15 protein-coding genes are annotated in these 15,198 nt (G+C 64.4%); 12 read left to right on the top strand and 3 right to left on the bottom strand.

The window, feature by feature from the left end:
* Positions 1 to 36: 36 nt before the first annotated feature.
* Positions 37 to 486, bottom strand: coding sequence for a nucleoside deaminase (locus A3A9_RS0103225; protein WP_027057481.1), 450 nt, complete (start codon positions 484 to 486; stop codon positions 37 to 39).
* A gap of 241 nt (positions 487 to 727) precedes the next feature.
* Between A3A9_RS0103225 and A3A9_RS0103220 the strand changes: the two genes are divergently transcribed.
* From A3A9_RS0103220 to A3A9_RS0103195, 6 genes are all read left to right on the top strand, one after another.
* Entirely contained in the window at positions 728 to 2,821 is a 2,094-nt protein-coding gene (locus A3A9_RS0103220) for a pseudouridine synthase (protein ID WP_027057480.1), read from the top strand.
* Positions 2,818 to 3,372: a 16S rRNA (guanine(966)-N(2))-methyltransferase RsmD gene (rsmD, locus tag A3A9_RS0103215; RefSeq protein ID WP_027057479.1), complete on the top strand. Its 555-nt coding sequence runs from the start codon at positions 2,818 to 2,820 to the stop codon at positions 3,370 to 3,372. The genes A3A9_RS0103220 and rsmD overlap by 4 nt, the downstream gene beginning before the upstream one ends.
* A 120-nt stretch (positions 3,373 to 3,492) precedes the next feature.
* Complete coding sequence (locus A3A9_RS0103210) at positions 3,493 to 4,881, top strand: M16 family metallopeptidase (RefSeq protein WP_027057478.1); 1,389 nt, start codon at positions 3,493 to 3,495, stop codon at positions 4,879 to 4,881.
* 71 nt (positions 4,882 to 4,952) lie between these two features.
* Positions 4,953 to 6,380 (top strand): M16 family metallopeptidase, encoded by a 1,428-nt coding sequence (locus A3A9_RS0103205; protein ID WP_027057477.1) that lies wholly within the window; start codon positions 4,953 to 4,955, stop codon positions 6,378 to 6,380.
* Positions 6,377 to 7,240: a patatin-like phospholipase family protein gene (locus A3A9_RS0103200; protein ID WP_027057476.1), complete on the top strand. Its 864-nt coding sequence runs from the start codon at positions 6,377 to 6,379 to the stop codon at positions 7,238 to 7,240. Before A3A9_RS0103205 ends, A3A9_RS0103200 begins: the two co-directional genes overlap by 4 nt.
* Before the next feature lie 125 nt (positions 7,241 to 7,365).
* Entirely contained in the window at positions 7,366 to 8,262 is an 897-nt protein-coding gene (locus A3A9_RS0103195; RefSeq protein ID WP_027057475.1) for an HNH endonuclease, read from the top strand.
* 39 nt (positions 8,263 to 8,301) lie between these two features.
* Here A3A9_RS0103195 and efp read toward each other — a convergent pair whose 3' ends face one another.
* The gene (gene efp, locus A3A9_RS0103190) at positions 8,302 to 8,871 is read right to left on the bottom strand and encodes an elongation factor P (RefSeq protein ID WP_082221808.1); all 570 of its coding nucleotides are present in this window, start codon (positions 8,869 to 8,871) and stop codon (positions 8,302 to 8,304) included.
* A 102-nt stretch (positions 8,872 to 8,973) separates the two neighbouring features.
* Between efp and epmA the strand changes: the two genes are divergently transcribed.
* A complete protein-coding gene (gene epmA / locus A3A9_RS0103185) occupies positions 8,974 to 10,020 on the top strand; it encodes an EF-P lysine aminoacylase EpmA (RefSeq protein WP_027057473.1) in 1,047 nt (348 codons plus the stop codon).
* Between the two features lie 28 nt (positions 10,021 to 10,048).
* Here epmA and A3A9_RS0103180 read toward each other — a convergent pair whose 3' ends face one another.
* On the bottom strand, positions 10,049 to 10,465 hold the full coding sequence (locus A3A9_RS0103180; protein ID WP_027057472.1) for a VOC family protein: 417 nt from the start codon (positions 10,463 to 10,465) through the stop codon (positions 10,049 to 10,051).
* A 166-nt stretch (positions 10,466 to 10,631) separates the two neighbouring features.
* Here A3A9_RS0103180 and A3A9_RS0103175 point away from each other — a divergent pair, with 166 nt between their 5' ends.
* From A3A9_RS0103175 to waaA, 5 genes are all read left to right on the top strand, one after another.
* On the top strand, positions 10,632 to 11,975 hold the full coding sequence (locus tag A3A9_RS0103175) for a TldD/PmbA family protein (protein WP_027057471.1): 1,344 nt from the start codon (positions 10,632 to 10,634) through the stop codon (positions 11,973 to 11,975).
* A complete protein-coding gene (locus A3A9_RS0103170; protein WP_027057470.1) occupies positions 11,962 to 12,765 on the top strand; it encodes a 3'(2'),5'-bisphosphate nucleotidase CysQ in 804 nt (267 codons plus the stop codon). Before A3A9_RS0103175 ends, A3A9_RS0103170 begins: the two co-directional genes overlap by 14 nt.
* A 76-nt stretch (positions 12,766 to 12,841) precedes the next feature.
* Complete coding sequence (locus tag A3A9_RS0103165; RefSeq protein WP_027057469.1) at positions 12,842 to 13,087, top strand: DUF4170 domain-containing protein; 246 nt, start codon at positions 12,842 to 12,844, stop codon at positions 13,085 to 13,087.
* A 5-nt stretch (positions 13,088 to 13,092) separates the two neighbouring features.
* On the top strand, positions 13,093 to 13,884 hold the full coding sequence (locus A3A9_RS0103160) for a lysophospholipid acyltransferase family protein (RefSeq protein ID WP_027057468.1): 792 nt from the start codon (positions 13,093 to 13,095) through the stop codon (positions 13,882 to 13,884).
* Complete coding sequence (waaA, locus tag A3A9_RS0103155; RefSeq protein ID WP_027057467.1) at positions 13,881 to 15,197, top strand: lipid IV(A) 3-deoxy-D-manno-octulosonic acid transferase; 1,317 nt, start codon at positions 13,881 to 13,883, stop codon at positions 15,195 to 15,197. Before A3A9_RS0103160 ends, waaA begins: the two co-directional genes overlap by 4 nt.
* Position 15,198: the final 1 nt, after the last annotated feature.

The raw sequence follows: 15,198 nt of genomic DNA, 5'->3' as shown, positions 1-15,198 counted from the left end.
CCGCCACGCTGCCTTTTTTGGGCTGCATGGCGTGGTTCAGTCGCGACGTTCCCTGAAAAACTCCTTGAGCAGCAGAGATGCCTCGCTCTCGCCCATGCCTGGATAGATGTCGGGTGCATGATGGCAAGTGGGCGAGGCGAAGAAGCATACGCCATTGACCACCGCGCCGCCCTTTTCGTCGGCGGCGCCGAAATAAAGCCGGCGTAGCCTGGCGAAGGAGATGGCGCCGGCGCACATGGCGCAGGGCTCCAATGTCACATAGAGATCATGGCCGGTAAGCCGTTCGCTGGAGAGTTTCGCGCAGGCTTCGCGGATGACCAGCATCTCGGCATGCGCCGTCGGGTCGGCCAGCTCGCGGGTGCGGTTGCCGGCACTGGCAACGACCGTGCTGCCAGTGGCGATGACGGCGCCGACCGGCACTTCGCCGCGCAAGGCTGCCGCTTCGGCCTCCTTCAGCGCCAGCGCCATGAAATCCGGCCGCTTCACGCGGTTTCCATTCCCATTATTTCCTCGCCACCCCAGGCTTTTGGTTTTCGTTTGCCCTTCCGGAAAAAGCGGTCTCCACTTTTCCCTGACAAACTCTGATGATCCTGTTATTGAGCGCATCAGCCTGAAAATCGGACTCGATTTTCGGAAATGATCATGCGCCAAATCAAAGTGCACCAGCGTTCGTTGCGCGCCCGAAAGGATGCGCCACGCTGTAGCAGCGCAAACGGACAAAGGCCACATGGACGACAACGACAAGAAATCTCCGCGCCAAAAAGGCCCGGGCAAGAAACCCGCGGCCCCGCGAGGCGACAGGGCCGGCAAGCCGTCCTTCGGCGTCAAGAAACCATACGCACCACGCGGCGACCGCCCAAAGGCCGCTGAAGGCGAGCGCAAGCCGTATGAAAAGCGCGAAGGACCGCGCAAACCCTACGCACCACGCGGCGACCGTCCGGTTGCTGCCGAAGGCGAGCGCAAGCCGTATGAAAAGCGCGAAGGNCCNCGCAAACCCTACGCNCCNCGNGGCGACCGTCCGNTNGCNGCNGAAGGCGAGCGCAAGCCGTATGAAAAGCGCGAAGGGCCACGCAAACCCTACGCGCCGCGTGGCGACCGTCCGATGGCAGCTGAAGGCGAGCGCAAGCCCTATGAGAAGCGCGAAGGACCGCGCAAACCCTACGCGCCGCGCGGCGATCGTCCGGTTGCTGCCGAAGGCGAGCGCAAGCCGTATGAAAAGCGTGAAGGGCCACGCAAGCCTTACGCACCACGCGGCGACCGTCCGGCTGCCGGGGCGGCCGAAGGCGGCGAAAAACGCTTCGACCGTCCCAAGCGTGATTTCGGCGATCGTCCGAAACGTGACTTCGCCGACCGGCCCAAGCGCGACTTCGGCAGCGACAGACCCAAGCGTGATTTCAGCGATCGGCCTCAAGGTGCATCGGGCGGCGCTTTCAAGCCGCGCCCGCGTCTGGCCGAGGCTGCGGAAGAAGCCGGCGAACGGATCGCCAAGCGGCTGGCGCGCGCCGGTCTGGCCTCGCGCCGCGACGCCGAGGAATTGATCGCCGCCGGCCGCGTCAAGGTCAATGGCCGCGCTTTGACCTCACCGGCCTTCAACGTCATGCCGAGCGACATCATCCATCTCGACGGCATGGAAATCCCGCCGATCGAGCGCACGCGCCTTTTCCTGTTCCACAAGCCGGCCGGCGTTGTCACCACCAACCGCGATCCCGAGGGCCGCAAGACCGTCTTCGACGTGCTGCCGGCCGAATTGCCGCGGCTGATGACCATCGGCCGGCTCGACATAAATACCGAAGGCCTGCTGCTGCTGACCAATGATGGCGGCCTGTCGCGCGTGCTCGAACTGCCGGCCACCGGCTGGCTGCGTCGCTACCGCGTGCGCGTGCACGGCAAGGTCGAGGAAAGCGCGCTCGTAGGCTTGCGCGAAGGCATTGCCGTCGACGGCGTCTTTTACGGCGCCATTGAAGCGACGCTCGACCGTGAGCAAGGCACCAACGCCTGGCTGACGCTTGGTTTGCGCGAAGGCAAGAACCGCGAGGTCAGGAACATTCTTGGCGCGCTCGGCCTCGACGTGACGCGGCTGATCCGCATCTCTTATGGGCCATTCCAGCTCGACGATCTTGCCGAGGGCCATGTTCAGGAGATCAACGGCAGGGTGCTGCGAGACCAGCTTGGTGAGCGTCTGGTGGAGGAATCCGGCGCCAATTTCGACGCCGAGATCACCAAGCCGTTTTCCAACAAGCCGGTGCGGCGCACCGAAGTTCGCGAGCCGGAACCCGAACGGCCGAAATTCGTCCGTGACGGCGAGCGCCGTCCGATCGGCGAAGGCGGGTTGATCAAGAACCGCAAGCGCCGCGAAGGCAGCCGCGACGAGGCATTGGGCAAACTGTCGACCAGTCCCGACAGGAGCGAGAGGCCGGAAAAGAGCTTTGGCGAGCGTGGTCCGAGGCCCGAACGTGGCGGCTTTGGCGACAAGCCACGCGGCAGTTTTGGCGACAAGCCGCGCGGTGGCTTCGGTGACAAACCCCGTGGCGGCGGCAAGAAACCCGAGCGCGAGCAGCGGCCAATCGAGCCGCCCGGCCAGCGCAAGGCCAATGTCTGGATGGCGCCTGGCGCCCGGCCGATCGGCAAGGGCAGGGCGGAAGCCGACGCGGCCAAGGCGGCTGAAGCTAGGGCCCGCAAGGCCTCGTTCAAGCCATCCTATGGCAAGCCCGACGGCAAACCGGGCGGCGCAAAGCCGTTCGGCAAACCACGTGGCGAGCGCCCTGGCGGTGCCGGTGGCGGTGGTCCGCGCGGCGGCCCCAAGGGTCCCCGGACAAGATGAGAATCGTCGGCGGTGAGTTTCGTGGGCGTCCGCTGGCGACGCCCCGCAGCAGTGCCATCCGTCCGACGACCGATCGCACCCGCGAGGCCGTCTTCAACGTGCTGGCGCATCGCTTTGCCGAACAGCTGGACGGCGCGCGCGTGCTCGACCTGTTCGCTGGGACAGGGGCGCTTGGCCTGGAGGCGCTGTCGCGCGGCGCGTCCTATGGCGTGTTCATCGAGGAATCGGCCGAAGGCCGCGGCCTGATCCGCGACAATGTCGAGGCCTTCGGCCTGACCGGCCGCACAAAGATCTTCCGCCGCGATGCCACGGGTCTTGGCGAGGCGGGCACGCTGGCGCCGTTCGGCCTTGTCTTCGCCGACCCGCCCTATGGCAAGGGCCTGGGCGAGCGTGCCTTGCAGTCGGCCAGGGCCGGTGGCTGGCTGCGCCCCGGCGCGCTGTGCGTGGTGGAGGAGGCCGCAGTGGCTCCCTTCGAGCCAGGCCCGGGCTTTTCCATGCTTGATGAGCGCAACTATGGCGAGACCGTCATTCGCTTCATCGAGGCCGCCTGATACGGGCGGCGTTCGGCGACGGCCTCTTTGCCGCCGCCTTTGCCGGCAACATGACCAAGAATTCACTTTGCTTGTCGCCAGCACCTTGCCTATCGTCCTGCCGAGAAACCGGAGCCATTGATGACTTTTCAAGCTGACTGGCTGCGCACAACGCTGCTCGCGACCTCATTGGCTTTCGTCGTGACCGGCCCGGTGCTGGCCGATAGCTCCACGCAGCCCAACACGAAGCCGGCCGAGTTCAAGGTGACGGATTTCCTGCTTGGCAACGGCATGGAAGTGGTCGTCATTCCCGACCATCGCGCGCCGATCGTCACCCATATGGTGTGGTACAAGATCGGCAGCGCCGACGAGCCGCCCGGCAAATCCGGCATCGCCCATTTCTTCGAGCATCTGATGTTCAAGGCGACGACCAATCACGCAGCCGGTGAGTTCGACCGCGCCGTCTCCGACATTGGCGGCTCCAACAACGCGTTCACATCCTACGACTATACCGCCTTCCACGAGACGGTGGCGCCGTCGTCGCTCGAACTGATGATGAGTTTCGAGGCCGACCGCATGCGCAATCTCATCCTCACCGATGACGTCATCAAGACCGAGCGCGATGTCATCCTGGAGGAGCGCCGCTCGCGCATCGACAACAATCCGCAGGCCGTGCTCGACGAGGAAGTCGATGCCACGCTGTGGCAAAACCAGCCCTATCGCATTCCGGTCATCGGTTGGATGCAGGAGATGGAGCAGTTGAACCGCATCGACGCCACCGCTTTCTATGACAAGTACTATCGGCCCAACAACGCCGTGCTGATCGTCGCCGGCGATGTCGAGCCGGATGCGGTGAAGGCGCTGGCCGAGAAAACCTATGGCAAGGTGGCGCGCGGGCCGGACCTGCCGCCGCGCATCCGCCCGGTCGAACCGGAGCAGAACACCAAACGCACCGTCACGCTCTCCGACGCTCGCGTCAGCGTTCCCAGTTTCTCGACGCAGTGGGTGGTGCCGTCCTATCATTCGGGCAAGCCGGGCGAGGCCGAAGCGCTTGACCTGTTGGCCGAGATCCTCGGCGGCGGCAACCGCAGCCGGCTTTACCAGGCGCTGGTCGTCCAGCAAGGCATCGCTTCCAGCGCCGGCGCATTCTTTCAGGGCACAATGCTCGACGACACCAATTTCACTGTCTATGGCGCGCCGCGCGGCGACGCCAAGCTGGCCGATGTCGAAGCCGCGGTCGATGCCGAGGTGGCGCGCATCGCCAGCGGCGGCGTTACACCGGAGGAGCTCGAAAAGGCCAAGGACCGTTATGTCAGGTCGATGATCTTTGCCCGCGACAAGCAGGATTCCATGGCCGAAATCTACGGTTCGACGCTGGCCACCGGCGGCAATGTAAGGGATGTCCAGCAATGGCCGGATCGCATCCGCAAGGTGACAGCCGACGAGGTCAAGGCCGTCGCTGCACGCTACCTGGTGCTCGCCCGCTCGACATCAGGCTATCTCTTGCCGCAGCAACAGGCGGGGAATTGATGATGAACCTGCACCGCGTCTCTTTCCCTTCTCCCCTTGTGGGAGAAGGTGGCCGAGCGAAGCTCGGCCGGATAAGGGGTGTTCCAGCTTGGCAAGGACGGCGATCCGTCACCCACCCCTCAACCATCTCGGCGCTGCGCGCCGATCCATCTTCTCCCGCAAGGGGAGAAGGAAGAACGCGCGCCGCACTCGCAACCCTCTTCCTCTCCATCCTTTTTCTGATCCTGCCGGCACTTGCCGCCCGCGCCATGGACATCCAGCAAGTCACCTCGCCAAAAGGCATTACCGCCTGGCTGGTGGAGGATTATTCCGTACCGGTCGTTGCCGTCCGCTTCGTCTTCGGCGGCGGCTCGACGCAGGATCCGCCGGGCAAGGAGGGTCTCGCCAATCTGATGACCGGCCTGTTCGACGAGGGTGCTGGGCCGCTCGACAGTGAAGCTTTCCAGATCAAGCTCGACGACGCCGGCGCCGAGATGAGCTTCGACGAGACCCGCGACGGCATTTATGGCTCGATGCGCATGCTGGCCGATCAGCGCGACGAGGCTTTCGATTTGCTGCGGCTGGCTGTCAATGAGCCGCATTTCGACCAACTGCCGATCGATCGCATCCGCTCACAGATCTTGTCCGGCATCCTCGCCAACGAGAATGATCCTGACACGGTAGCGCAGAACAAATGGGCGCGCGCCATCTATGGCGACCACCCTTATTCGCGCTCCGACCAGGGCACCAGGCAGAGCATTGCCGCCATCACGCAGGACGATCTCAAGGCCATGCACAAGGCGGTGTTTGCGCGTAGTGGCCTGCATGTCGCCGTGGTCGGTGCGATCGATGCCGAGACGCTGAAGAAGAAGCTGGACATGGTGTTCGGCGACCTGCCGCAAAGCCAGGCGCTCACTCCTGTCGCCGATGTCGAGCCGAAACTCGCGCAGCATCTCGAGGTTAATTACGACCTGCCGCAGACCTCGCTGCAGCTCGCTTATCCCGGAGTGAAGCGTAAGGCAGCGGATTTCTTTCCCGCCGTACTGATGAACGAGATCCTTGGCGGCGGTACCTTCACCTCGCGCCTGTTCCAGGAGGTGCGTGAAAAGCGCGGGCTTGCCTACAGCGTGAACTCCTCGCTGGTCAACCAGGACCATGCCAGCGCGCTGATTGTCAGCACCGGAACCCGATCGGACCGGGCGGCGCAGACGCTGGGGATCGTGCGCGATGTGATCAAGCAACTGGCAGAGGACGGTCCCACCGAGGCCGAGTTGGCGGCGACCAAGAAATACATGGTCGGCGCCTATGCCATCAACAATCTGGACTCTTCGAGTTCCATCGCCGCGACGCTCGTCGAATTGCAGCTCGACGATCTCGGCATCGACTACATGCAGCGCCGCGCCGGCTACATCAACGCGGTGACGCTCGACCAGGTCAAGGCGGCGGCGAAAAAGCTGCTGACGGCCGAGCCGACCATCATGGTGGTCGGGCCGCCGCTGGCCGGGGCCGGCAAGGGGTGAGCCCGACTTTTGGCATAGCCTTCGGCGGCGGCGGCGCGCGCGGGCTGGCGCATATCCATGTCATCGAGGCGCTGGACGAGCTCGGCATCAAGCCGGTGGCGATCGCCGGCTCGTCGATCGGCGCCATCATGGGCGCCGGCATGGCCGCGGGCATGGCCGGCAAGGACATCCACGACTATGCCCGCTCGATCCTCGGCCGCCGCGCCGAGGTGGCGAGCCGCATGTGGCGCGCGCGCCCGGGCACGATCGCGGAAGCCATGCAGAACGGCATCCGAGTCAGCCAGTTCAATGTCGAGCGCATCCTGAAGGCGTTCCTGCCCGAGGCCATCCCCGAAACCTTCGCCGAGCTGAAAATCCCACTGAAGGTGACGGCGACCGACTATTTCGGCCACAAGCTCGCCGTGTTCGACGAAGGCGACCTGCATTCCGCACTTGCCGCCTCTGCCGCCATTCCCGCCGTGTTCCGCCCGGTGATGCGCGACGGCAGGCTGCTGATCGACGGCGGCATATACAACCCCGTGCCGTTCGACCTGATCGAGCACGACGCCGACATCATCATCGGCGTCGACGTGGTCGGCGCGCCTGAGGAAGCCGACCGCAAGCAGCCGACCTCCGTCGACCTGATGTTCGGCGCCACCCAGCTGATGATGCAGTCGATCATCGCCAACAAGCTGAAACAGGGCCAGCCCCATATCCTGGTCCGCCCGGCCGTCTCAAAATACCGCGTGCTCGATTTCCTGAAGATCGACGCTTTGATGAATGACACGGCGGATATCAAGGACGAGCTGAAGCGGCAGGTGGAGAAGGTGGTTGAGGCGCGGGGCGCGAAGGGCAAGCGCGGGAAGCGCGTGGCTGGGTGAGGGGCGCGGCTTCAATCGCCTATACGCTGGAGAAGATTTTCTGCGATCTGGACTAAGTGCTCGACATCGGCTTTGCTATCAGGCCAGGGATACGGGCCTCCGAACAAGCATAATGCAGAAATATCATGGGATTTGGGGTCTTCATCCACCGCTCAGACTCGATCTATAATGACCGGCCCGCTGAGCAGTACCAGTTTCCCCGTCCGTATCTGCGCCGCGTTGAAGCCTGCGTCGGCGGCTGGATCATCTATTATGAGCCCAGCAAGATAAAGGATACGCGTGGCTACTATGCTGTCGCGAAAGTCCAACAGATTATTCAAGATCCCGCAGCGTCTGATATGTACCTCGCTCTGATAGAGGCCGGGACCTATCTCGATTTCGCCAATCCTGTTCCATTCAACGGACCTGAGGGCTACGTCGAACAAGGCTTGCTGAATGACCAACGTCGGCTTTCCGGTCACGCCCAATCGGCCGTCCGACCTATCAGTCCAGCGGATTTCAATCGTATTGTCGATCTCGGTCTGGGCGCCAATGAGTTGTTGCTGCCGCGCGTTGATGAGGACAGCACATCCGGTTTCCAGGACGGGCAGGCACCATTCGAATTCGAGCAGAGCCGCTACCGCATAAGTTACATAGGATCACGAATCGTACGCGACCGCATTTTCCGTCGCGTCGTCTTACGGGCCTACGACGAGCGTTGTGCGATCACGGGGTTAAAGTTGATAAATGGCGGCGGTCGAGCGGAAGTTGCCGCGGCACATATTCGACCCGTCGAAGCGAATGGGCCCGATATCGTCAACAATGGGCTCGCACTGTCAGGTACGGCGCATTGGATGTTCGATCGCGGATTGATCAGCCTATCCGACGATCTGGAAATCCTGATCTCAAGACAGGTCAATGATCCCGATAGTGTGCAGGGGTTCATAAACAAGTCTCGCCACGCGATTCCGCCTCGCCGACAGCTCGAACGCCCCCACCCTCATTTCTTGCAATGGCACCGCGAGCACTGTTTCAAACAGTGAGGTTTTCAACTCCGCATTGGCAGACTTTGAGGGTTCGCCCTAGTCCTTCGCGCGCTCCACGTAAGCCCCGTCGGCCGTCATCACCACCACGCGGGTGCCCGGCGCGATGTGCGGCGGCACGGTGGTGCGCACGCCGTTGGAGAGCACGGCGGGCTTGTAGGAGGACGAGGCCGTCTGGCCCTTGGTCGTCGGCTCGGTTTCGACCACTTCGAAGGTGGCGCGCTGCGGCAGCACCAAGGCGATGGCGATGCCGTTGAACTGCGAGACCTGCACCGGCATGCCTTCCTTCAGATAGGGCGCGGCGTCGCCGACAACGGCTTCCGACACCGCCACCTGGTCGTAGGTTTCCGGATTCATGAAGTGGTAGCCTTCGCCGTCGGCGTAAAGGAAGGTGTGCTCGCGCTCCTCGACATAGGCGCGCTCCACCTGTTCGGTGGTGCGGTAGCGCTCCGAAACCTTCACCCCGTCGCCGATGCGGCGCATGTCGAGCTGCGTCACCGGCGTGCCCTTGCCTGGGTGGATGTTTTCGGCAAAGAGGATCACATAAAGCTTGCCGTCCCTGTCGACGACATTGCCTTTGCGGAGCGAACTGGCGATGACTTTCACCACGGTTTTAAATCCTGCGAGAGTTGACGGGCATTTGCCGGCTTGTGCGGCGCTGGATGGGGGCCTAGCGCATCTTGGCGCGAACCGCCAGCCCCCCAAGCGCTCATGACCACCGCTTCGCCCTGGTGGACGCCGCATGTCCACGCCGATCGCCGCCCGCGCCTGATGCTGCGTAACAGCCTCACCGCCGCCTTGCGCGACTGGTTCGCGGCCCAGGATTTCATCGAGGTGGAAACGGCGGCCCTGCAGACCTCGCCCGGCAATGAGGCGCATCTGGCGGCCTTCGCCACGGAAGTGGTCGGGCCGGATGGCGCGCGGTCGCCGCTTTATCTCCACACCTCGCCGGAATTCGCCTGCAAGAAGCTGCTTGCCGCCGGCGAGGAGCGTATTTTCAGCCTGGGTCCGGTCTATCGCAACCGCGAGCGCGGCCCGTTGCATCATCCCGAATTCACCATGCTCGAATGGTACCGGGTGGGCGAGACCTATGAGAGCCTGATGCGCGATTGCGCCGATCTGCTGGCGCTGGCAGCGACAAGGGCAGGGGCCGCGCGCTTTTCCTTCCGGGGCCGCGACTGCGATCCGTTCGCTGAACCGGAACGGCTGACGGTGGCGGATGCTTTCATCCGCCATGCCGGCATCGATCTCCTGGCCACGGTCGCCGCCGATGGCAACACCGACCGGGATGCGCTCCACGCCGCCTTGACCAAGGCCGGCCTGCGCACGGCGCCCGACGACAGTTGGGCCGACCTGTTCAGCCGGGTGATGGTGGAAAAGATCGAACCCTATCTGGGCATCGGGCGCTCGACCATCCTGTGCGAATATCCCGTCGCAGAGGCGGCACTTGCCCGGCCGAGCCCCAGGGATGCCCGCGTTGCCGAGCGCTTCGAGCTCTATTGCTGCGGTGTCGAACTCGCCAACGGCTTTGGCGAACTGACCGATGCCGAGGAACAGCGCCGGCGCTTCATCCTTGAGATGGACGAGAAACAGCGCATCTATGGAGAGCGCTACCCGCTCGACGAGGATTTTCTCGCCGCCCTTGCCATCATGCCGCAGGCCAGCGGCATCGCGCTCGGCTTCGATCGGCTGGTCATGCTGGCGACCGGCGCGCAAAAGATCGAGGATGTCATCTGGACGCCGGTCGCTGAGTCCTGAGCTCCGGGCGCGTCACCACGCGCCGACCTCAATGCGCGAAAATCTGTTCCAGCGAGCTAAAGCCTTTGAATTCCAGGGCGTTGCCTGAGGGATCGCGGATGAACAGCGTCGCCTGTTCGCCGGGCTCGCCCTTGAAGCGCACCATTGGCCGTTCCAGCCAGTCTATGTCGTCGCGCGCTTCCAGCCGCGTCGCCAGGCGCTGCCACTCTTCCATCAACAGCACGGCGCCGAAATGCGGGATCGGCACCAAAATGCCGTCGACCTTGCCGTCGCTGGCGGCTTTAGCTGCCTGCGGCCGCAGATGCGCCGACATCTGGTGGCCGAAAAGGTCGAAATCGACCCAGGTCGCCGACGAGCGGCCGATCGCGCAGCCCAGCACTTCGCCATAGAAAGTTCGGGTTTCATCGAGATCACGGACCGGGAAGGCGAGATGGAAGGGCGTCATCGAATGCTCCGTGCAGGCTGCGGACTGGTTTTGCGTCACAGGGTTCGCGATGGGAACCATGTACCGATGCATTTTGATTGAAGCCTATGCCATTGCACAAGCCGGACCGGAACAATAGATGGGTGGGCAGCGGCCGGACGCTGGCCGCAACAGCAGGATTACAGGCATGGCCGATACATCAGAAGCAGCAAAACTGACCGACCGCGTCGCAGCGCTGGTCGAGGCCGCCAAAAAGGCTGGCGCGGATGCCGCCGACGCGGTCGCCGTGCGCGGCCGCTCCACCGGCGTGTCGGTGCGGCTCGGCAAGGTCGAGGCCACCGAATCGTCGGAGGCCGAGGATGTTTCGCTGCGCGTCTTCGTCGGCCAGAGGGTGGCGAGCGTCTCGGCGACCGCCGCATCCGACCCGACTGCACTGGCCGAACGCGCCGTGGCGATGGCGAAAGTGTCGCCGCAGGATCCCTATCAGGGCCTTGCCGATCCGGCGCTGCTGGCAAAGCAGACGCGCGATCTCGACCTGTTCGACGCCACGGAAGTCTCCGCCGACCAGCTGAAGGAAGCCGCACTCGCGGCGGAAGCCGCCGCCCTTGCCGTCAAGGGCGTGACGAATTCGGCCGGCAGTGGTGCCAGCGCCGGACTGGGCGGGCTGGTGCTGGCCACCTCGCACGGCTTTCTCGGCCATTATGTCGCCTCGCGCTTTTCGCGCTCCGCCAGCGTCATTGCCGGTGAAGGCACCGGCATGGAGCGCGACTATGAATACTCATCGCACCAACACTTTGCCGATCTCGATGCAGCAGAAGATATCGGCCGCAAGGCCGGCGAACGCGCCGTGCGCCGCATCGGCGCGCGCAAGGCGGCAACCGGGCCGGTCGACGTGGTGTTCGATCCGCGTGTCGCGCGCGGCATCGCGGGTCATCTCGCCGGTGCCATCAACGGCGCGTCCGTCGCGCGCAAGACCTCGTTCCTGCGCGACATGATGGGCAAGCAGGTGGCCGCATCCGCGATCACGGTCACCGACGAGCCGCTCCGGCCGCGCGGCCAGGCCTCGCGTCCGTTCGATGGCGAAGGCATTGAAGGCGAAAAGCTTCTCATGGTCGAAAAGGGCGTGCTCAACCACTGGTTCCTGTCGACCTCGGCGGCGCGGGAACTGGGATTGATCACCAACGGGCGCGGCGCGCGCGGCGGCTCCTCCGTCTCGCCGTCTTCCACCAATCTTGCCATCGAGCCGGGCGAACGCTCGCCGCAGGACATGATCAAATCGCTCAAGACCGGCTTCTATGTCACCGAAGTGTTCGGCCAGGGTGTCGACATGATCACCGGCGAATACAGCCGCGGCGCTTCCGGCTTCTGGATCGAGAATGGCGAACTGGCCTATCCGGTCGCCGAAGTCACCATCGCTTCGAACTTGAAGACAATGTTCCTTACCATGGTGCCGGCTGATGACCTCGACCGCAATTTCGGCACGGCCTCACCCACGCTCCTGATCGAAGGCATGACCCTTGCCGGAGCATGATCCGACCACTGCCGGTGTAGCCGATGATCTGCCGCTGCTGCGCGATGCCGCCCGCGAGGCGGGTCTCATCGCCATGCGCTACTTCGGCAATAGCCCGCAGGTCTGGATGAAGGGCGGCACCTCGCCGGTCAGCGAAGCCGATCATGCGGCGGATGCCTATCTGCGCCGCACGCTGCTGGCGGCGCGGCCGGACTATGGCTGGCTGTCGGAAGAGACGGTCGACGACCCGGCCCGGCTTTCGGCACGCCGCACCTTCGTCGTCGATCCGATCGACGGCACGCGCGGCTTCCTTGAGGGACAGCGCACCTGGTGCGTCAGCGTTGCCGTGGTCGAGCATGGCCGCACGCTCGCCGGCGTGCTCGAATGCCCGGCGATGGACGAAACCTACTGGGCGCTGCCAGGCCAGGGCGCATTCCGCAACGGCAAGCGCATCGCGGTGCGCTCGCTTGGCGACAAGGCCGAGATTTCCGGGTTGAAGCAGTTGATCGACCTGATGCCGGCCGGCTGGCAGGAGCGGCTGACACGGGCGCCCTACAGCCCCTCGTTGGCCTACCGGCTGGCGATGATCGCCAATGGCACGCTCGATGCCACCTTCGTCAAGCCGAACGCCCATGACTGGGATGTCGCCGCCGCCGATCTGATCCTGCGCGAGGCCGGCGGCCAGTTGCTCGACCCGCATGGCCGCGCGCCGCTCTATGCCGGCGAGGTGACCCGCCACGGCGCGCTCGCCGCCGGCAGCGGTGAATTGCTGGCGGTGCTCGTCGATGTCATCGCCGGGCTGGATGCGTGAAAGCGTTTTCGAAGGTTCCAAAGTCGGCAGCTTTGGTCTAGACCTGTCACAAACTCACAATATGTGAAGGACCGACATGACCGCGGAAGACGGGAAGAAACAGCTTTTGCACCTGGTGTTCGGCGGCGAATTGAAGAAACTGGGCGGTACCGAGTTCCGAGACCTCGACGCGCTCGACATTGTCGGGGTTTATCCGGACTATCAATCCGCGCACACCGCGTGGAAAGCCAAGGCGCAAGCCAGCGTGGACAATGCCCATATGCGTTACTTCGTCGTTCATCTGCACCGCCTGCTGGATCCCGACAGCAAGGCCGCCGGTTGACTTCGATGGAGCATGACCTGGCGAAAGAGCCAGCCAGCGATGCCGCGCCGACGGGCAGGGGCGGCAGCCGCACGACCAAGGCGTTCTGGCGCAAGGTCCGCGAACCGCTCGCCCAGTCGCGATTCGTCAAGAACGCCATTGCCAGCCTGCTTGCGCAATTCGTGCGACTGGTTCGCCTGACCAGCCCGCTGGTCGCCGGATCGGCACGCTTTTCGGGCGGGGGGTATTCGGAGTTCGAACCCGGCATCATCGCGCTTTGGCATGGCCAGCACCTGCTAACGCCGGCCTATTACCCCAAGCGCAAACCGCTGGTCGCTATGGTGTCGCGCAGCGCCGATGCCGAGCTCAACGCGCTGATGCTGGAAAAATTCGGCATCGAGGCGGTGCGCGGTTCGGGCGGGCGTGACAATGCCAGGCATCTCGACAAGGGTGGGGCCAAGGCCCTTATCGCCCTCAAAAAGGCGCTCACTGCTGGCAAGAACGTCGCCATGATTGCAGACATTCCGCACGGCACGCCGCGCGACGCGGGGCTCGGTATCGTTCTCCTGGCGCGTCTCTCGGGCCGGCCGCTGCTGCCTGTCGCCATCGCCACCAGTCGCCGCAAGGTTCTGGAAAAGAGCTGGGACAAGACCACCATCAACCTGCCGTTCGGCCGTTCCGCCGTGACCATCGGCACGCCGATCTTCGTCGCAGCAGACGCCGATGAAGCCGAAATGGAGCGCAAGCGCCAGGAAATCACCACCGCGCTCAATGCCGCGACGACCGAGGCCTACCGTCTCGTGGATGGTCGGCGATGAGCGGTCTCTGGGCGCGCGCCATGCTTTCGGCATACCGTTTCGCGGGTGCCGCCGCCTATCCGCTGGTCGGGCCCTATGTCGCCTGGCGCACCTCGCGCGGCAAGGAGGACCGCAACCGCCGCCGCGAGCGCTACGGCGTCGCCGGCCGCCCGCGTCCCGAAGGACCGGTGATCTGGATCCATGCCGCGAGCGTCGGCGAGACCATAGCCGTCGTGCCGCTGGTCGAAAGCATTCTCGACTATGGCGTCAACATCGTGCTGACGACCGGCACGGTGACATCGGCCCAGGTTGCCGACGAGCGGCTCGGCGACCGCATCATCCACCAATATGTGCCGCTCGATCTGAAACCGGCGGTGAGCCGGTTCCTCGATCACTGGCGGCCGGACCTGGCGATCATCGCCGAATCCGAGATCTGGCCGATGACCATCCTGGAGCTTGGCGCGCGCCATGTGCCGCAGGTGCTGGTCAATGGCAGGCTTTCCGACCGCTCGTTCAGCTCGTGGAAAAAGCGGGCCAACATCGCCGAGGCGCTGTTCGAGAACCTCGCTCATGTCGTTGCCCAGTCCGATGTCGATGGTGAGCGTTTTCGCGCGCTCGGCGCCCGGCCGGTCACGGTGTCGGGCAACCTCAAGGTCGACACCAATCCGCCGCCGGTCGACGAAAGAGCATTGGCAACGCTGCGGCGGCAGATTGGCGACCGCCCGACCTGGGCGGCGATCTCGACCCATGATGGCGAGGAAGTGGTCGCGGCAGAAGTCCACGCGACGCTGCACAAGCGTCACCACGGCCTGCTGACGATCGTCGTTCCGCGCCACCCCGATCGGGCCGAGGCGCTTGCCGCGCAGATTTCCGGCATGGGCCTGAAGGTCGCGCGGCGCAGCAAAGGTGACAGGATCACCGCCGACACCGATATCCTGCTCGGCGATACCATCGGCGAGATGGGGCTTTATCTCCGGCTGACCGAAATCGCCTTCGTCGGCCGCTCGCTGACCTCGGAGGGCGGCCAGAATCCGCTCGAGCCGGCCATGCTTGACACCGCGGTTCTGGCCGGGCGCAATGTGCAGAATTTTCGCGAAGCCTATCAGCGCCTGATCGACAGCGGCGGTGCCAAGCTGGTGCGCGATCGCGACATGCTGGCCGGCGCCGTCAACTTCCTTTTGACCAACGAAGTGGCGCGCCACGAGATGATGGCGGCGGGGATTGCGACCGTCGATGAGATGCGCGGCGCCTTGGCGCGCACGCTGAAATCGCTCGAACCCTATATCCAGCCGCTGGTCGTCAAGTCGCGCCTGAAGGGCGCCAACGGGCGCTAAC

This window comes from Mesorhizobium loti CJ3sym (assembly GCF_000472785.1).
GTDB classification, from domain to species: Bacteria; Pseudomonadota; Alphaproteobacteria; order Rhizobiales; family Rhizobiaceae; genus Mesorhizobium; species Mesorhizobium loti_E.
The sequence above is the reverse complement of the archived record's forward strand: the minus strand, read 5'-3'. Positions and strand labels throughout refer to the sequence as shown.